The organism is Microvirga guangxiensis (assembly GCF_900102135.1).
In the GTDB taxonomy this organism is placed as follows: Bacteria; Pseudomonadota; Alphaproteobacteria; order Rhizobiales; family Beijerinckiaceae; genus Microvirga; species Microvirga guangxiensis.
The window spans coordinates 431,796-449,811 of sequence record NZ_FMVJ01000005.1 but is presented as its reverse complement, the minus strand read 5'-3'; the positions used below and the strand labels follow the sequence as shown (position 1 = coordinate 449,811).

The 18,016-nt window shown below is 60.3% G+C and carries 18 protein-coding genes and 1 pseudogene; 13 read left to right on the top strand and 6 right to left on the bottom strand.

All coding sequences use genetic code 11. From position 1 onward, the window contains the following. Positions 1 to 48 precede the first annotated feature (48 nt). From BLP10_RS10890 to uraH, 4 genes are all read right to left on the bottom strand, one after another. Positions 49 to 369 carry a rhodanese-like domain-containing protein gene (locus tag BLP10_RS10890; RefSeq protein WP_091134218.1) on the bottom strand — a complete coding sequence of 107 codons (321 nt, stop codon included), beginning with the start codon at positions 367 to 369 and terminating at the stop codon, positions 49 to 51. 66 nt (positions 370 to 435) lie between these two features. Next, positions 436 to 882 carry a peptidoglycan-binding protein LysM gene (lysM, locus tag BLP10_RS10885; protein WP_091134215.1) on the bottom strand — a complete coding sequence of 149 codons (447 nt, stop codon included), beginning with the start codon at positions 880 to 882 and terminating at the stop codon, positions 436 to 438. Between the two features lie 79 nt (positions 883 to 961). Further along, positions 962 to 2,404, bottom strand: coding sequence for an allantoinase PuuE (gene puuE, locus BLP10_RS10880; protein ID WP_091134213.1), 1,443 nt, complete (start codon positions 2,402 to 2,404; stop codon positions 962 to 964). 4 nt (positions 2,405 to 2,408) lie between these two features. After that, positions 2,409 to 2,762 (bottom strand): hydroxyisourate hydrolase, encoded by a 354-nt coding sequence (gene uraH, locus BLP10_RS10875; protein ID WP_091134211.1) that lies wholly within the window; start codon positions 2,760 to 2,762, stop codon positions 2,409 to 2,411. A gap of 195 nt (positions 2,763 to 2,957) precedes the next feature. Here uraH and BLP10_RS10870 point away from each other — a divergent pair, with 195 nt between their 5' ends. The 8 genes and pseudogenes from BLP10_RS10870 (at position 2,958) to ligD (ending at position 11,816) form a co-directional block, all read left to right on the top strand. Beyond that, positions 2,958 to 4,175, top strand: a complete 1,218-nt coding sequence (locus BLP10_RS10870; RefSeq protein WP_091134208.1) for a urate hydroxylase PuuD — start codon at positions 2,958 to 2,960, stop codon at positions 4,173 to 4,175. 41 nt (positions 4,176 to 4,216) lie between these two features. Further along, on the top strand, positions 4,217 to 4,651 hold the full coding sequence (locus tag BLP10_RS10865) for a GlcG/HbpS family heme-binding protein (RefSeq protein WP_091134207.1): 435 nt from the start codon (positions 4,217 to 4,219) through the stop codon (positions 4,649 to 4,651). 170 nt (positions 4,652 to 4,821) lie between these two features. Next, positions 4,822 to 6,408: a peptide ABC transporter substrate-binding protein gene (locus BLP10_RS10860; RefSeq protein ID WP_091134205.1), complete on the top strand. Its 1,587-nt coding sequence runs from the start codon at positions 4,822 to 4,824 to the stop codon at positions 6,406 to 6,408. A gap of 85 nt (positions 6,409 to 6,493) precedes the next feature. Further along, positions 6,494 to 7,414, top strand: coding sequence for an oligopeptide ABC transporter permease OppB (oppB, locus tag BLP10_RS10855; RefSeq protein ID WP_091134203.1), 921 nt, complete (start codon positions 6,494 to 6,496; stop codon positions 7,412 to 7,414). An 8-nt stretch (positions 7,415 to 7,422) separates the two neighbouring features. Continuing rightward, the gene (locus BLP10_RS10850; RefSeq protein ID WP_091134201.1) at positions 7,423 to 8,568 is read left to right on the top strand and encodes an ABC transporter permease subunit; all 1,146 of its coding nucleotides are present in this window, start codon (positions 7,423 to 7,425) and stop codon (positions 8,566 to 8,568) included. 1 nt (position 8,569) lies between these two features. Continuing rightward, the gene (locus BLP10_RS10845; protein WP_091134199.1) at positions 8,570 to 10,204 is read left to right on the top strand and encodes an ABC transporter ATP-binding protein; all 1,635 of its coding nucleotides are present in this window, start codon (positions 8,570 to 8,572) and stop codon (positions 10,202 to 10,204) included. A 40-nt stretch (positions 10,205 to 10,244) separates the two neighbouring features. Then, positions 10,245 to 10,788 (top strand): annotated as a pseudogene (locus BLP10_RS24020) (DNA polymerase ligase N-terminal domain-containing protein); the annotation flags it as partial. A gap of 20 nt (positions 10,789 to 10,808) precedes the next feature. After that, on the top strand, positions 10,809 to 11,816 hold the full coding sequence (gene ligD / locus BLP10_RS24015) for a non-homologous end-joining DNA ligase (RefSeq protein ID WP_425286948.1): 1,008 nt from the start codon (positions 10,809 to 10,811) through the stop codon (positions 11,814 to 11,816). 4 nt (positions 11,817 to 11,820) lie between these two features. Here the strand turns inward: ligD and BLP10_RS10835 are convergent, their stop codons facing one another. Then, complete coding sequence (locus BLP10_RS10835; protein ID WP_244510477.1) at positions 11,821 to 12,480, bottom strand: glutathione S-transferase family protein; 660 nt, start codon at positions 12,478 to 12,480, stop codon at positions 11,821 to 11,823. Positions 12,481 to 12,597: 117 nt separating this feature from the next. On the opposite strand from BLP10_RS10835, the gene BLP10_RS10830 reads away from it, so the two are divergent. The 3 genes from BLP10_RS10830 (at position 12,598) to BLP10_RS10820 (ending at position 15,252) form a co-directional block, all read left to right on the top strand. Continuing rightward, positions 12,598 to 13,422 carry a polyphosphate kinase 2 family protein gene (locus BLP10_RS10830; RefSeq protein ID WP_091134194.1) on the top strand — a complete coding sequence of 275 codons (825 nt, stop codon included), beginning with the start codon at positions 12,598 to 12,600 and terminating at the stop codon, positions 13,420 to 13,422. A 62-nt stretch (positions 13,423 to 13,484) separates the two neighbouring features. Further along, on the top strand, positions 13,485 to 14,321 hold the full coding sequence (locus BLP10_RS10825; RefSeq protein ID WP_175493876.1) for a universal stress protein: 837 nt from the start codon (positions 13,485 to 13,487) through the stop codon (positions 14,319 to 14,321). 16 nt (positions 14,322 to 14,337) lie between these two features. Then, positions 14,338 to 15,252, top strand: coding sequence for an SMP-30/gluconolactonase/LRE family protein (locus BLP10_RS10820; RefSeq protein ID WP_091134190.1), 915 nt, complete (start codon positions 14,338 to 14,340; stop codon positions 15,250 to 15,252). On the opposite strand, the gene BLP10_RS10815 is transcribed toward BLP10_RS10820, so the two are convergent. Continuing rightward, a complete protein-coding gene (locus tag BLP10_RS10815) occupies positions 15,249 to 15,704 on the bottom strand; it encodes a PaaI family thioesterase (protein ID WP_091134188.1) in 456 nt (151 codons plus the stop codon). The genes BLP10_RS10820 and BLP10_RS10815 overlap by 4 nt on opposite strands. 83 nt (positions 15,705 to 15,787) lie before the next feature. Here BLP10_RS10815 and BLP10_RS10810 point away from each other — a divergent pair, with 83 nt between their 5' ends. Next, positions 15,788 to 16,723 carry a DMT family transporter gene (locus tag BLP10_RS10810; protein ID WP_342026090.1) on the top strand — a complete coding sequence of 312 codons (936 nt, stop codon included), beginning with the start codon at positions 15,788 to 15,790 and terminating at the stop codon, positions 16,721 to 16,723. Positions 16,724 to 16,823: 100 nt separating this feature from the next. After that, positions 16,824 to 18,014 (top strand): substrate-binding domain-containing protein, encoded by a 1,191-nt coding sequence (locus BLP10_RS10805; protein ID WP_091134185.1) that lies wholly within the window; start codon positions 16,824 to 16,826, stop codon positions 18,012 to 18,014. The last annotated feature ends 2 nt before the right edge of the window (positions 18,015 to 18,016 follow it).

Here is an 18,016-nt window from a genome sequence, read left to right as displayed (position 1 = left end):
CGAACAATGCGCACTGTACTTTAGAACAAATTTACGTGAGGGCGGCCTCTACTCGACTGCCTCGCCCGCCAGAGCCCAATCCTTGAACCCGCCTTTGTAATGCTCGTTGATGTTGAGGCCTGCGGCCTGAGCGAATTCGATAGCGCGGACGGAGCGAACACCGGCCTGGCAAGAAAACACGATACGCTTGCCTTCCGGCAGCACCGAAGGATCGAAGGTCGAGAGCGGGTGGGGGACCGCGCCCGGTATGTGGCCTGCCGCAAACTCATGGGGTTCGCGCACGTCGACCAGAAGGATCGTCCCGTTCTGGAGTCCCTGCTTGATGTCCTCGCGGTCGAGATCGACGACGGTCGACGTAGATGCGTTCATGAAAACAATCCTCCCTGCAAAGCCCTACTCATATCGAATTTGCAGGGAGCATGACAACGACGCGATCTATGCGAGCGGCGGAATACGCAGCACCCAGCCGGGCTGGATCATGTCGGGGTCCTTGACCGGTGGAGAGTTGGCCTTGACGATCTCGGTATACTTGGCCCCCTTCCCCTTGCCGTAATGCTTCTCGGCGATCTCCCAGAGCGTATCGCCCTTTTGAACCGTATACATGGTTGCAGGGGCGGAGGGCTGCTGGATTTGAAGATCGCTCGTATCCACTTCGGCAACGCCATAGGTATTGCCGAGCGAGAGAATGATCTTCTCCGCCTCTTCCTGGCTCATCGCCTGACCCGAGAGCTTTACCTTGTCCCCTTCGACCTGGATTCCGAGCTTGTTGGCGTCGAAGCCGTGACCCTGAACCTCCTGCTGCAACTTCTCGGGCGTCGCGGCATTGGCGCTGCCCCCAAAGATCTTGGCGCCAGCCTCTTTGATGAATTTGAACAGACCCATGCCTTCCTCCTCTCAGAATGGCTGGTGTTTCAGCCAAGCTGAGACGAAGACGCGCGATTGGGGCGAAGAGTTCCCCTCTCTAGGCCAGGCTCGAAAACACATCCGCCAGCGATGGCAGACGATCCTTGAGACGCAGGAGTGCGATCAGTTCGATCTGAACGACCGCCGCATCGAACTCTGTAGCGGCATCATGCTCCAATCGTTGCTCGAAGGAGGCCATGATCTCATCCTTGCTGCGGCCCTTGACCGCCAGGATGAAAGGAAAACCGAATTTCTGCTTGTAGGCGTCGTTGAGCTCGATGAAACGATCACGCTCCGATTCCGTGAGGCTGTCGAGACCGGCAGAGGATTGCTCGTTGCGGGAGTCGGACGTGAGATCGGCGAGCTTTAAGCGTCCTGCGAGGTCGGGATGCGCGCGGATGAGTGCGAGCTTCTGCTCCCGTTTCGCCTCGGACAATACGTGCACCATGGCGGCGTGAAGACCTTCCGCCGTATCCTGTGCCGTCGTGAAACCAGCATCGTAGGCGCGCTCCGCGATCCACGGAGAATGCTCGAAGATATCGCCGAAGAGCTCGACGAAGACGGCCTTGCTCATCGTGCTGGGCTTGAGGCCTGCCGGGCGATGATAGCGAATCCAGAGGCGCGCGATGTCGATGCGTTTCGCAATCCAAACATCGTCGTACGAGGCCACATAATCGAGAAAGCGTGCGAGCGCAGCCGCGCGTCCGGGACGGCCCACGAGGCGGCAGTGCAGTCCGATCGAGAGCATTTTCGGCGCGGTCTCGCCTTCCGCGTAGAGCATATCGAACGAGTCCTTCAAATATGCGAAGAACTGATCGCCGGAGTTGAAGCCCTGCGGCGTGGCAAAGCGCATGTCGTTGGCATCAAGCGTGTACGGCACGATGAGCTGCATGTGGTCACCGTGCGACTCCCAGTAAGGCAGTTCGTCGGCATAGGAATCCGCGCTGTAGAGGAAGCCGCCCTCCTCCGCCACGAGACGGTTGGTGTGCTCGGAGGTGCGCCCCGTGTACCAGCCTAGCGGTCGCTCCCCCGTTGCTTCGGTATGGATGCGGATCGCCTCCCGCATATGCGCTCTCTCCTCCTCGGCGGAGAAGTCGCGATAGTCGATCCATTTCAGGCCATGGCTTGCGATTTCCCAATCGGCCTCCTTCATGGCCGCCACCGCTTCCGGATTGCGCATGAGAGCCGTCGCGACACCGTAGACGGTGACCGGCATCTTGCGCTCGGTGAACATGCGCCACAGACGCCAGAAGCCGGCGCGGGAGCCATATTCGTAGATCGATTCCATGCTCATATGACGCTGGCCGGGCCACGCCTGGGCCCCTACGATCTCGGACAGGAACGCCTCCGACGCGCGGTCCCCGTGGAGAATGTTGTTCTCGCCGCCCTCCTCGTAATTGATCACGAACTGCACGCAGATTCGCGCATCGTCCGGCCAGCGCGGATGCGGCGGATTGCGTCCGTAACCGATAAGGTCGCGGGGATAGGAAGTCTCGGGCATGGGGTCAGCTTCCTCGGTAGGTGGAATAGCTCCAGGGCGTCACGAGGAGCGGCACGTGGTAATGACCATCGGGCTCAGCGATGGTGAAGCGGATCGGAACGCTATCCAAAAAAGGCGGATCGGCCGTCGGCGTACCGAGCGATCTGAAATAGGCGCCAGCCTCGAACACGAGTTCGTAAGTTCCGGGGCGGAATGCATCGCCGATCATCAGAGGGGCGTCGGTGCGCCCATCCGCATTCGTGACGGTGCGGAGAACAGAACGACGGTTCTCGCCTTCGACGGCGAAAAGCTCGATGGCGACGCCCTTGGCGGGCTTGCCGTTGACGTTATCCAGAACGTGGGTGGACAGGCGGCCCATGGAACCTCGCGCGCTTGAAACGAAGACGGGAATCTTTCGGGCCCAATGCCCCGGCGTCAAGCATTCGACGCTTAAGTCATCTTAAAGTCTAGGATTCGCAGCCCCCTGTTCCTGTTGAAAAAGGACTTCAGGAGGCCTTCCGCAATCGAAGGCACCGCCCTAGGCTTAGACTTCCTTCATAGTTCAAGGGACTGCATGATCGACCCGCAAATTTCCGAATGGATCAGTCAGATCCTGCGCTGGACCCATGTGATCACGGCAATCGCCTGGATCGGCTCCTCCTTCTATTTCATCCATCTGGATTTGAGCCTGAAGAAGCGGGAGGGCCTGCCCGAGGGTGTCGGCGGCGAGGCCTGGCAGGTGCATGGCGGCGGGTTCTACAACATGCGCAAATACTTCGTTGCGCCCCCTGAGATGCCAAAGGAGCTCACCTGGTTCAAATGGGAGAGCTATTCCACCTGGATCAGCGGGTTCTTCCTCATCGTCTGGGTCTATTATCTCCAAGCCGATCTCTACACTATCGACCCCGCTGTGCGGGCGCTCGCACCCTGGCAGGCCGCACTCATCGGCATCGGTGGCATCGTGGTGAGCTGGTTCGTCTATGAGGGTCTCTGCCGCTCACCCCTTGGCAAGAACGGGCTCGTGCTTGGCCTCGTGCTGTTCGCCTATATCCTGCTGGCCGCCTTCGCGTTCACGCAGGTGTTCAATGGACGAGCAGCCTTCCTGCATACGGGTGCGATGGTCGCCACCTGGATGTCGGCGAGCGTCTTTTTCATCATCATCCCGAACCAGAAGAAGGTAGTGGCCACCCTGCTCGCGGGCGGCTCGCCGGATCCGAAGCTCGGGAAAGAGGCGAAGCTGCGCTCGACGCACAACAACTACCTGACGCTACCCGTCATCTTCCTGATGCTCTCGAATCATTATCCGCTGGCGTGGTCCTCGCATTATGCCGTGGGCATTATCGCCTGCATTCTCATCGCCGGCGCCGTCATCCGGCACTTCTTCAACTCCCAGCATGCGGGCAAAGGCTCGCCCTGGTGGACCTGGGGGTTGGCCGCCCTCGCCATCGCACTTGCGATCTGGCTTTCGATCATCGGCAAACCGGGAACCGCCAATCTGGCGGACGCCTCGGCAGCGCCGGAACCTGCGGCGGCCTTCGAAGAAGCCACCCTTACCATTCAGTCCCGCTGCTCCATGTGCCATGCAGCAGAGCCTGTCTGGGAGGGCATCCCGGTCGCGCCTAAAGGCGTACGCCTCGATACCCCGGAGGAGATCGCCCGCCATGCCGAGCTGATCCGGGTTCAGTCGGTGCTGACCCATGCTATGCCGCCGAACAACATCACTGAGATGACCTTGGACGAGCGCAAGGCTGTTGCAGCCTGGTTGGCGAGCCGGGGAACGACCACCCGTTAAAAACGCGCCTTCTTGCGTCGATCACTCTATGGAGGAAGCCTATGTCCGAACTCACACTGACGCTTGCCCAGACTATCGCAGAGGCAACCCTGAAGACGGCTCGGGAAAAGTCGTTCAAGCCTCTTGCGGTCGTCGTCTATGACGCTCGTGGCGCTCTCAAAGCCCTCCTCTCCGAGGATGGCACGAGCCTTAAGCGTGCCGAGATCGCCATGGGCAAAGCCTATGGAGCGCTAGCCCTCGGCGTCGGGTCCCGGGCCCTGCATAAGATGGCGACCGACCGTCCCTATTTCATCGCCGCGGCAACCCATGCGGTAGGCGGCCAGTTGGTCCCCGTGCCGGGGGGCGTGCTGATCAAGGATGCCCATGGGCATGTCATGGGTTCAGTTGGCGTGTCGGGAGATACGTCCGATAACGACGAGATTGCCGCGGCAGGCGGAATCGAAGCGGTCGGGCTTGTTTTCGACGCAGGCGCCTGAGGATTTTCTCCACACCCCAGTGCCTTACCAGCCATGCGTTATAGAATAACCAGCGGATGGTACTGGACATGAACAGTTGATTGATCAACAAATAGGACAAGGTTACTGCCGTATCGGCTCTGACCGAGACATTCAAAGACCCTAATAAAATCAGAAAGGGAACGCGTCCGATGTCATCATGGATCAAACGCACGGCGCTGGCCGCCGTCGCTACGGCAGCCCTCATGGGTGCCGCCTCCGCGCAGGTCACCTACAATCGCGGCAACACAGGCGAGCCTGAGACCCTCGATACCCACAAGACATCGACCGTGCAGGAAGCTCATATCCTGCGCGATCTTCTCGAGGGCCTCGTCGCCTACAGCGCTAAGGGTGAAGCCATTCCTGGCCAAGCCGAGAAGTGGGAAGTCGCCGATGACGGCAAAACCTACCGGTTCACGCTCCGCGAAGGCCTGAAGTGGTCGAACGGCGATCCGATCACGGCTGAGGATTTCGTGTATTCCTATCGCCGCATCATGGATCCGGCCACGGGCGCGAAATACGCGAACATCCTGTACCCGATCAAGAATGCCGAGAAGATCAACAAGGGCCAAGGCAAGCCTGAAGAGCTCGGCGTGAAGGCGGTCGATGCCAAGACGGTCGAAATCAGCCTCGAGGCTGCGACCCCTTACTTCATCGAGCTGCTCACCCACCAGACCAGCCTGCCGGTGCATAAGGGCTCTGTCGAGAAGTTCGGCAAGGACTTCGTGAAGCCGGGCAACATGGTGTCGAACGGCGCCTACAAGCTCGCCGAGTTCGCTCCGAACTCGCACATCAAGCTCGTGAAGAACGAGAATTACTGGGACGCCAAGAACGTCAAGATCGACACCGTCAACTTCATTCCCCACCCCGACCTTGCTGCCGCCGTGCGCCGCTATGAGGCCGGCGAACTCGACAGCATGGACGAGCTTCCGGCCGACCAGATGAAGTCGCTCAAGGAGCGCTTCAAGGATCAGGTCAAGCTCGGTCCGTATCTTGGCACCTGGTACCTTGTCGTGAACTCCTCCAAGGCACCCTTCAACGATGTGAAGGTGCGTCAGGCTCTTTCCATGCTGATCGACCGCGAGTTCATCGCCGAGCAGATCTGGGGCCAGACCATGCAGCCGGGCTACTCGTTCATGCCCCCGGGCGTCGGCAATTACGGCCAGCCTGCCTACATGTCGTACAAGGACCAGTCTCCGATCGATCGCGAGGACGCGGCCAAGAAGCTCCTCACGGAAGCCGGCTTCGGCCCTGGCAAGCCGCTTAAGGTCGAGATCCGTTACAACACGACGGACAACAACCGTAACTCGGTGATCGCCATCGCCGAACAGTGGAAGCAGGCAGGCATCGAGACGTCCTTCATCAACACGGACGGCAAGACGCACTTCGCGCACCTGCGTGACGGCGGCGACTTCGACATCGCCCGCTACGGCTGGATCGCGGATTACTCGGATCCGAATAACTTCCTGTTCCTCGTAAAGAGCGACAACAAGGGCTTCAACTACGGCAAGTACAACGACCCGCAGTTCGACAAGCTGCTGGACGACGCTGCCAAGGAGCTGGATCTGACGAAGCGTGCCGATCTCATGAAGCAGGCCGAGGCCATCCTCATGAAGGACATGCCCTGGATTCCGATCATGTACTACGGCAAGAGCAACCTGATCTCGCCGAAGATCCAGGGCTTCGTGCAGAACACCCGCGGCGTCTATCCGTCGCGCTTCCTCTCGAAGACGCAATAAAATAAATGACCCAAATAGGGCGGCCTGATCTTCAGGCCGCCCTATTCTTTTATCCGTTATCGCGTTTCAACAGGAGGAGCCTGCTGTGCTCTCCTTTATCCTACGGCGTTTTCTCTCGGCGATCCCGACGCTGTTCATCATCGTCACGATCTCGTTCTTCCTGATCCGTCTCGCCCCTGGCGGCCCGTTCGATCTCGAGCGCCCGCTTGAAGCGAAGGTGATGGAGAACCTCAACAAGATCTATCAGCTCGATAAGCCTCTCATCGAGCAGTATTGGCTTTATCTCGGCGCGATCCTGCGCGGCGATTTCGGCCCCTCCTTCATCCTGCGGGACTTCACGGTGGCGGAGCTTTTCGCCCGTGGCCTGCCGGTCTCCATGACGCTCGGCGCACTGGCCCTCTCCTTCGCCATTCTCGTCGGAGGCACGCTCGGCACCATCGCCGCGCTTCGCCAGAACAGCACCATCGACTACCTCGTTACGGGCATGGGCGCACTGGGCCTGACCATTCCCAACTTCGTGGTCGCTCCAATCCTCCAACTCGTCTTCGGCCTCGCATTGGCCCTCTTGCCGGTCGGTGGATGGGCCGATGGCAATCCGCGCAATCTCATCATGCCGGTCATTGTGCTGGCGCTGCCGCAGATCGCTGTGGTCGCACGCATGACCCGTGCCGCGATGATCGAGAATTTGCGCTCGAACCATATTCGCACCCTGCGCTCCCTCGGCTTGCCGACAAGCACCATCGTGACCCATGCCCTGCGCGGCGCAGCGCTGCCGGTGGTGTCGTATCTCGGTCCGGCGGCAGCGGCCCTGCTGACCGGCTCGGTCGTCGTCGAGACGATTTTCGGCCTGCCCGGCATCGGACGCTACTTCGTGGAAGGCGCACTCAACCGCGACTATACGCTCGTCATGGGCACAGTCGTCGTGGTGGCCATCTTCGTCCTGCTCTTCAACCTCGTGGTCGATATCCTCTACGCGCTTATCGATCCGCGCATCCGTTACGATTGAGGTGGATCATGGCTGAAGGCGCCGTTCTTCCTGTCGAAACCATGACCGGACCCGTTGTTGCCGGTCGTTCCCTCTGGGCCGAAGCCCGCGGACGCCTCGTCCGCAACAGGGCCGCTCTTACCAGCATCATTGTGCTGGGCCTGATTGCGCTCGCCTGCATCTTCGGACCGTTCTTTACAGGCCACCCCTTCGACCGGGTCTATCCGGACTACGTGAAGGTGCCCGCGAGCCTGGAAGCCTATCCGAAGGCCGATCAGATAGAGCCCAACATCGAGCGCATCGGCTCGCGCGTTCGTGCCAAGGCTGAGAATATCTCTCTCGACAATGGCGTCGTGCACCTCACCCTCGTGAGCACGAGCACACGCCCCATTGATGAGCGTTTGCTCGCTTATTTCGAGCGTTCCAACCTCTTTGGACCCGCACAGGTTATCGAGCGCCAGGATGAAGGCCGCAGGCTCGTCGTCGATGTGCCGGTTCGCCAGCAATACTTCATATTCGGCACCGACACGAACGGGCGCGACCTTCTTACCCGCACCATGAAGGCGGGCCAGATCTCGCTCGCTATCGGCTTGCTTGCCACCTTCGTGGCCATCGTGATCGGCGTGATCTACGGCGCGACTTCGGGCTATCTCGGTGGGCGTGTCGACCTTGTGATGATGCGCATCGTCGATATCCTCTATTCGCTGCCATTCATCTTCTTCGTGATCATGCTGGTGGTGTTCTTCGGCCGCAACTTCATCCTGATGTTCATCGCGGTCGGCGCGGTCGAATGGCTCGACATGGCCCGAATCGTGCGTGGCCAGACCCTCTCCATCAAGCGCCAGGAATACGTGCAGGCGGCCGAGGCCCTCGGCGTCGAGACCAAGGGCATCATCCGCCGCCACGTGATCCCGAACACCCTTGGGCCCGTCGTGGTCTACATGACGCTGCTCGTGCCGAAGGTGATCCTGCTGGAGAGCTTCCTCTCATTCCTCGGCCTCGGCGTTCAGGAGCCGAATACCAGCCTCGGCGTGCTCATTTCCGAGGGCGCCAAGAACATCCAGGGCGCGACCTGGATGCTCATCTATCCGTCCATCACGCTTGTCGCGATCCTGTTCTGCCTCAACTTCATCGGCGACGGTCTGCGCGATGCTCTCGACCCGAAGGATCGCTGACATGACAGAACCTGTTCTTTCCGTCCGCAACCTTCAGGTCCGCTTTCGCACGGGCGACGGCATTCTCCATGCGGTGAAGGGGATCGACCTCGACATCCCGCCCGGCGAGACCGTTGCCATCGTCGGAGAATCCGGCTCCGGCAAGAGCCAGACCATGATGTCGGTGATGGGCCTTCTCGCTTCGAACGGCTGGGCCGAAGGCTCTGTAAAGTATCGTGGGCAGGAGCTGATTGGCCTCTCTCCCGAAAAGCTCAATACGTATCGCGGCTCGAAGCTCACCATGATCTTCCAGGAGCCGATGACCTCGCTCGATCCGCTCTATCGGATCGGAGACCAGCTCGCGCTTCCCCTGATGACCCATGGGGGTTTGAGCAAGTCCGCCGCCCGCAAGCGCGCCATCGAACTTCTGGAGCTGGTGCGTATTCCCGATCCGGCCCGCCGGATCGATGCCTACCCGCATGAGATGTCCGGCGGTCAGCGTCAGCGCGTGATGATCGCCATGGCGCTCGCCAACAACCCGGACGTATTGATCGCTGACGAGCCGACCACCGCTCTTGATGTGACGGTGCAGGCGCAGATCCTCGAATTGCTGCGCGACCTGCAGAAGCGCCTCGGCATGTCCGTCGTGTTCATCACCCACGACCTCGGCATCGTGCGCCGTTTCGCGGACCACACCTATGTGATGAAGCGGGGCGAGGTGGTGGAAAGTGGCCCCACGACGGACCTTTTCGCCGCTCCCAAGCACCCCTATACCCAGATGCTGATCGACGCGGAGCCGCGCGGCCGCAAGGAGCCCGCGCCTGCGAACTCGCCTGTCATTCTGGATGCCAAGAACATCCATGTGACCTTCTCTCTCGAGAAGAACTTCTTCGGCAAGAGCACGCATGTCCTGCGCGCTGTCGACGACGTAAGCCTCACGGTTCGCGCGGGTGAAACGGTGGGCGTCGTGGGTGAGTCCGGTTCCGGCAAATCCACTCTTGGCCGCGCTATCCTCAAGCTGCAGCCCGCCTCTGGCACTGTCCGCTTCGAGGACCGCAACCTCATGCCGCTCGACCGCTCGGGCATGCGCCCGTTGCGCCGTCATCTGCAGCTCGTGTTCCAGGATCCGTTCGGCTCTCTCTCCCCGCGCATGACGGCGGGCGAGATTGTGACCGAAGGTCTGCTGGTCCATGAGCCGAGCATCTCCCGTAAGGAGCGTGACCGCCGCGCGGCTCAGGCCTTCGAGGAAGTGCAGCTCGATGCAGGCTGGCGCAACCGCTTTCCGCACGAATTCTCCGGTGGCCAACGCCAGCGCATCGCCATTGCTCGCGCCATGATCCTGCATCCGAAGCTGGTGGTGCTCGACGAGCCGACCTCGGCCCTCGACCGCTCCGTGCAGAAAGAGATCGTGGAATTGCTGCGCAGCCTGCAGAAGGCTCATGGCTTGGCCTATGTGTTCATCAGCCACGACTTGGCCGTCGTGCGCGCCCTCTCAGACGAGATCATGGTCATGAAGACCGGGAAAGTGGTGGAGCGCGGAACGGCGGAGGAAATCTTCGAGCGGCCCCGCGAGGCCTATACCCGCGACTTGATTGCAGCTGCGTTCCTGAGCGAGCGCGAAAAGACCGAGGCCAAGAGCCAGCCCCTGGCCTCCTGACCGGGAACCCGCATCCATGGCGCGGAATTGACTCCGCGCCATGGCAAAGCTCGCACCCTACCGCGCCAAGCGCGACTTCACCCGGACCTCGGAACCGGCAGGCAAGACCGCTCGGCGAAAAGGCTCATCTTTCGTCGTTCAGAAGCACGACGCTTCCCACCTGCATTACGACTTCCGCCTCGAAATGGACGGTGTGCTCAAAAGCTGGGCCGTTGCAAAGGGGCCAAGCCTTGTCAAAGGCGAGAAACGCCTTGCGGTCCACGTTGAGGACCATCCCCTCGCCTATGCAGATTTCGAGGGCACGATCCCTGAAGGGCAATACGGTGGCGGCACGGTATTGGTCTGGGACCGAGGCACATGGAAGCCAGAGGGGGATCCTCACGAGGGCTACGAAAAAGGACGCCTCACCTTCCGTCTCGATGGCGAAAAGCTCAACGGTACTTGGCATCTGGTCCGCATGGCTAAACGTTCGCGTGAGAAACAGGAGTCCTGGCTTTTGATCAAGGCAGAGGACGCTTACGCCCGAACCGAAGACGATCCCGACATTCTTGAAGAAGCGCCGCTTTCTGTGAAGTCGAGCCGCTCCATCGAAGAGATCGCACCTATGAAATCCGCGGCGAAGAAGAAATCCGTGGCGAAGAAGCCCGCGACATCATCCGCTAAGAAACCAGCATCCCGTTCCAAAAGCACCACCAAAGAGGCAGAGGCACATACTGTTGAAGTCGAAGGCGTTCGCCTCACCCATCCAGAACGGGTGCTGTGGGAGGATCAGGGGCTCACCAAGCAGGAACTGGCAGAGTTCTACGCTGGCATCGCGGATTGGCTCCTGCCGCATCTCGTCAACCGCCCCCTGACCCTGATCCGCTGTCCCTCGGGCGCGCAGAAGAAGTGTTTCGTGCAGCGGCATTCCTGGGCGGGCATGAACGATGCGATCCATCGCACCATGGTTCCTGACACCTCAGGCAAGCTGGAGGTCCTGACCGTCAGCGACATTCAGGGCGTCGTCGCTCTCGTGCAGTCGGGCGTCCTCGAACTGCATGTATGGGGCGCTACGCTGGCCGATCTGGAGAAACCCGACAGGCTGATTTTCGATCTCGATCCAGGCGAAGGCGTGGAGTGGAGCCAAGTGATCGAAGGAGCGCTTGCCGTTCGCGAACGCCTGAAGGCGCAGGGCCTCGAAAGCTTCGTCAAGACGACCGGCGGGAAGGGCCTGCACATTGTCGTACCCTTGAAGCCCAAAGCCTCCTGGAAGGAAGCGCTGGCCTTCACGCGCAGCCTAGCGGAAGCGATGGCGAAGGACGAGCCTGATCGCTATACCACCACCTCCGTCAAGAACGAACGCGTGGGCAAGATCTTCATCGACTATCTTCGCAACAACCGCGAGGCTTCCGCTGTTGCCCCCTACTCCACCCGCTCTCGCCCCGGCGCGCCTGTAGCGACGCCGGTTGCCTGGGAAGAATTGACTTCCGACCTCAAACCCAATGGGTTCACGGTCGAGAATTTGGCAAAGCGCCTTGCCTCTATGAAACAGGACCCATGGTCAGAAATAGCGGAGACCGATCAGGCCTTGCCTGAGGCAAAGCGCACGAGGCGGACACCTCGAAAGGCATGAACCGTTAGAAGATCGGGGCCTTCAGACCTTCCGCCTCTAGAGCCGCTTGAACTGCAGGGCGTGCAAGCACACGTTCGGCCAGCGCATTCAAGTTGGGAAGCGTACGCGGCGGACGCGGCATCGCTCTGCCCCAACGGATCAGCATGAACAGGAAGAGGTCCGCTGCGGAAAAGCGATCTCCGAGAAGCCAGGTCTTGTCACCGAGCTGCTCGGAAATGACATCGAACATCCGGTAGAGGCGCTGCTCGGCGGCCTTCTGGGCTGCAGGAATAGCAGCCTCATCGCTCACATGCTCGTGCGGATAAAACCACGCCCGATACTCCGCCTGAGGCGTGTTGGTGAGGTGCACCATCCACTTGTAGAACTCGGCGCGCTCCTTCGTGCCAAAGGAAGGCGCAAGTCCTGCTTCCGGGAACCTATCCACGAGGTGCAGGGCAATGGCGCTCGTCTCGAACAGCACGAGGTCTCCATCGACAAGCACGGGAATACGACCGTTCGGATTGAGCTTAAGATACTCGTCACTCTTCTGAGCGTTCTGGTCGCGGTCAACCAAACGCATGTCGAACGGGACCCTGATCTCCCGCAGCATCATATGCGGCAGAAGGCTGGCATTGCCCGGATAGTAATAGAGAGCCAACATAGCGAAGGGCCTTTTTGTGAGCATGTCTGATACATTCCTAGAAGGCTGTTTGCGGTCCGTAAAGAAGGCTGCCCCTCGCCATCCAGACCTTCCTTTCATGGCTGAACGCCCTATCGTCTTGCCTGACACAGGAGTGGCGGCATGTCGGATCTGGAGCGCAGCATCATCGAAAAATTGCAGGTTGTGCCGGGTGAGCGCTTCAGCCTGAAAGACCGTGACCCGCGCGACTCCAGTCTTTTCGGAGACGAGAAGGAAACAAAGGCTGCCACCGCTACTCTCGCCAAGAGCATCGATGCGCTGCAGGACCGTCTCTATTCGGAAGGCTCGCGCGCCCTGTTGATTATCCTGCAAGGCACCGACACCTCGGGCAAGGATGGCACGATCCGCAGCGTCTTCAACTCTACCGGCCCGCTTGGAGTCTCGGTGCATGCGTTCGGACCGCCCTCGAGGCTGGAGCTGGAGCACGACTACCTCTGGCGGGTCCATGCCGCCTGTCCCCGACGTGGAACCATCGGCATCTTCAACCGCTCGCATTACGAGGATGTGCTGATCGCAAAGGTGCGTGGCCTGGCGTCAAAGGAGGCTGTCGAACAGCGCTACGAGCAGATCAATGCTTTTGAAAAGATGCTCGTCGAGAACGGCACGACCATCCTGAAATTCATGCTGCACATCTCGAAGGACGAGCAGAAGGAGCGGCTTCAGGCCCGGCTCGACGACCCGGCGAAGCATTGGAAGTTCAATCCCAGCGACCTGGAGGACAGGGAGCACTGGGACGAGTATCAGGAAGCCTATGAGATCATGCTGCAGCGCTGCTCCACACCTCATGCCCCCTGGCATGTCATTCCGGCCGACCGGAAATGGGTGCGCAACGCAGCCATCGCTTCCATCGTCAAGGCGACGCTGGAAGACATGAACCCGCAATATCCGAACGTGTCCTGGAACCCGGGCGATTTCACAATTCCCTGATTGGAATGCAACCTTCGTCGAAAGCCCTTGCCGAGGCGGGCTTGGCGCGCGACAATAATCTTATGAAAAGCATTCTCGTCCCGATCGAAGACCATGGCCTGATCGAGAGCCAGCTCGAAGTGGCGCTCCTCTTGGGCCGAACCTTTGACAGCTATATCGAGGGGCTAGCAATCACCCCCGACTATCCCGTGGTTCTGCCGGTGGATATCGCCATCGGTGTCCCTTCGCCTCTCACCCCCGAGAACCGAACCGAGATGGCCCGTGTCTGCCGTGAACGGTTCGAAGGCTTCATGGGCACCAAGCAGATTTCACGCTCCTCCAGCGGCCTGTCGGGCTTGAGCTTCGGCTGGCGGCAGGATGGCTTGATGGAGGATGCATTTTTAGGTGCCTATGGCCGGGTTTTCGACGCCATCGTGGTCGGAAGACCTGACGGATCGGACGGCCAGACGCGCTTATCCACCGTCGAAGCCGCGCTCTTCGAAACAGGACATCCGGTTCTGATCTCCCCGCCGAGCGTGCCCCGTACCTTCGGGGAGGTTGCGGTAATTGCCTGGAACCGCAGCACCGAGACGGCGCGCGCAGTGCTGGGAGCCATGCCACTGCTGAAGAAGGCCCGTCGCGTTGTGGTTCTCGAACTGGAGGATTGGGGCGTTCCAGGTCCGTCCGGGTCCGAGCTCGCCCGTTCCTTACGCATGCACGACATCGCGGCAGAGGCCATGACGGCTCCGGACCCTTCGGACAGGCCGGGCGAGACGATCTTGACAGAGGCTGCCGCCCTCGGTTGCGACCTTCTGATCAAAGGTGCCTATACCCAAAGCCGCCTGAGACAGATGTTCTTCGGCGGAGCGACGAGCCATATCCTGAACAGCACGACCATCCCCGTTCTGATGGCCCATTGAGGCAGTGGAGCCAGGCATGTTTCGGGACGTCGCCGTTATTTTGGATGATCGCTTCCGTCGTCTGGTCATCCCTACGGCCCGCCTGGAAAAGCTCACAGAGGGATGTCGCTGGGCGGAAGGCCCCGCCTATTTTCCGGCGGGACGCTATCTTGTGTGGAGCGATGTTCCCAACGATCGCATGATGCGCTTCGACGAAACGTCGAACGCTGTCAGCATCTTTCGCAATCCATCCGGATATTCCAACGGCAACACGGTGGATCGACAGGGTCGTCTTATCACCTGCGAGCACGGCAATCGGCGCGTCACGCGCACGGAACACGACGGCTCCATCACAGTGATTGCGAGCCATTACGAGGGAAAGCGTATCAACAGCCCAAACGATGTGGTGGTAAAGTCCGATGGGTCGATCTGGTTCACCGACCCGGCCTATGGCATCGATTCCGATTACGAAGGCCATAAGGCGGAGAGCGAAATCGGCTCCTGTCATGTCTATCGCGTCGATCCGCAGAGCGGATCCGTCAGCGTCGTCGCCGACGACTTCGTGCGCCCGAACGGCCTTGCCTTTTCTCCGGACGAGAAGCGTCTCTACGTCGCCGATACGGGCGCTACGCATGTCGCTGACGGCCCACGCCATATCCGCGCCTTCGATGTTGGCGAGAACAGCCGCCTGACGGGTGGAAACGTATTCGCGACCTGCACGAGCGGTCTTTTCGACGGCTTCCGCCTGGACGACGCGGGACGGATCTGGGCCAGCGCGGGCGATGGCGTGCATTGCTACGAGAGCGACGGTACGCTCATCGGAAAGATCCTGGTGCCGGAGGTCGTCGCCAATGTGGTTTTTGGGGGCATCAAGCGCAATCGCCTCTATATCTGCGCGACGACATCGCTCTATGCCATCATGCTGCCCGTGAACGGAGCGAAAACGTTCTAGTCTCCCACGCCGGCGCGCCCCTCGATCGTCATGAGGGTTGCCGTCAACATGGCAATGAGCTTTTCCTGTCCTTCGCGCCCGGCAAAGACATCGGTTTGCGCCAGCGTGAGCGTGCGTCCGGCCCTGATAACCTTTCCGCGGGCAACGATGCTGTCCCCGACGGCCGGCGCCAGGAGGTTGATCTTGAATTCGGCCGTCAGCACCCCTGCTCCGGGCGGCATCAAGGTGAGCGCTGCATAGCCGGCGGCCGAGTCCGCAATGCTCGCAACCGCTCCCGCGTGGACGAAGCCATGCTGCTGCGACACGGCGGGTGATGGAGGCAGCACGATATCGACCTGCCCCGGCAATACACGGGCGATGGATGCGCCAAGGGTTTCCATAAGCCCCTGCTTCGCGAAGCTCCCCCGTACCCGCGTCTCGAAATCAGGGTCTTTAGGTGTGAGTTCACTCATGGTTTCCCCTCCATGCCCAGGCCTATTAACGCAGCTTTCGGCCCTCTTGTGAATTATTCCTGCTTCCATCATGAATGCCGATCATGAGTCATCCTACTTCCCCATCCGTAAATAAGGTGCGCTCGGGCGCCCTCGTCGGCATCGGCCTGATGCTGCTCGGCACCTTCATGTTTTCCGTAAACGACGTGATGGGAAAATGGCTTGTCGCCACCTACTCCGTCGGCCAAGTCCTGCTTTTGCGCAGTATTGCGGCCCTGATGATCCTCCTGCCGCTCATGCGCCAGCAGAAGATGCCACTGAGAATTCCGCCACAACCGGGGCTCCATGCGGTCCGCATCGTGTTCTCGACGCTGGAGGTTGCCTGCTTCTACTGGGCCGTCACATACCTGCCTCTTGCGGACGTGATGACCTATTACCTCGCAGCCCCCATTTATGTGGCAGCCTTCGCAGCCTTCTGGCTCGGCGAAAAGATCGACATGCCGCGCATCATCGCGATCGCAGTCGGCTTCGTAGGCGTGCTGATAGCGCTGAGACCCTCTTCGGCGACGCTCTCGCTGCCTGCCATCATCGCCATTGCCGGAAGCCTGTTCTACTCGCTTCTCATGATTACGACCCGCAAGCTGCGTGACACCGATGATGGCACGCTCGTTCTGGGCCAGATCTTGGGCAGCCTCATTTTCGGCATCGCTGCTGCGCCCTTCGCTTGGGTCACCCCTGGATGGCTCGATCTTGCGGGCCTATTCCTTCTGGGCATCGTATCGATGGCGGCTCATGCCTGCGTCAACCGCTCGCTCAAGATCGCTCCGGCTTCCGTCGTGGCGCCCTACCAGTACACGCTCATCATCTGGGCCATTGTGCTGGGCTATCTGGCTTTCGGGGACGTCGTCGAATTCTGGACTCTCGTCGGAGCGGCCGTGATCTGCACCGCAGGCCTGGTGCTTCTGCTGCTCGAACACGAAGCGGCACGGCGCGGGCGTAAGGCCAAGGATATCGAGGAGCCCATCCTGCCGGAGGCTTAACCGAAAGGCCAATGTCCTCTCCATGGACTGCCCGGCAAACGCGCTTGACAGGTCAGCTTAGCCGACCGTCAATGACGCAATAAAACATACGGGGAGTCCGATGCGCCTCAAGCTTAAAATCGCTGCCGCTACGGCAGGAATTCTCTTTGCGTCTGCTGCCTTTGCACAGGACATCAAGATCGCTCTGATCGCCGGCAAGACAGGTCCGCTTGAGGCATACGCCAAGCAGACCGAAGCCGGCTTCATGATGGGCCTTGAGTACCTCACCAAGGGCAGCATGGCGCTGAACGGCCGCAAGATCTCCGTGATCGTGAAGGACGACCAGCTCAAGGCGGATCTCGCCAAGACGCTGCTGGAACAGGCCTATAACGACGACAATGTCGATATCGCCGTTGGCACTACCTCCTCCGCAGCCGCCCTCGCCATGCTTCCTGTAGCCGAGGAGAATGGCAAAGTGCTGATCGTCGAGCCCGCCGTGGCCGATGCGATCACTGGCGATAAATGGAACCGGTTCATCTTCCGCACCGCACGCAACTCCACACAGGACGCCTATGGCGCAGCCGCAGCCATTCCGGCGAGCGGTGACGTTTCCATCGCGACCCTCGCCCAGGACTATGCCTTCGGCAAAGACGGCGTCGCCGCACTCAAGAACGCGCTAGCGGAAATCCGCCCGAACGCGAAAGTCGTTTTCGAGGAATATGCTCCGCAGAACGCCACGGACTTCACCGCTTCCGCCCAGCGCATCTTCGACGCGCTGAAGGACAAGCCGGGCAAAAAGATCATCCACATCATCTGGGCCGGTCAGCATCCGCTGCCGAAGATCGCAGACCTGAAGCCAGAACGCTTCGGGATTGAGATCGCGCCTGGCGGCAACATCCTACCTGCCATGCAGCTTTACAAGAACTACCCCGGCATGGAAGGCGCAGTGTATTACTATTATGCCTTCCCCAAAAACGAGATGAACGACTGGCTCGTAGCCGAGCATCAGAAGCGCTTCAACGCTCCGCCTGACTTCTTCACTGCAGGCGGCTTCGCCGCAGCCTCTGCTGTCGTCACAGCCATCCAGAAGGCTGGTGGAACCGATACTGAGAAGCTGATTACCGCCATGGAAGGCATGAGCTTCGAAACCCCCAAGGGCACCATGACCTTCCGCAAGGAAGATCACCAGGCGCTGCAGGCCATGTACCACTTCAAGGTCAAGGCCAACGGCAAGGATGCGAACGACCTGCTCGACCTTGTCGACACAATCCCGGCCGACAAGATGCCTATCCCGGTTCGCAACAAGCGCTGAAC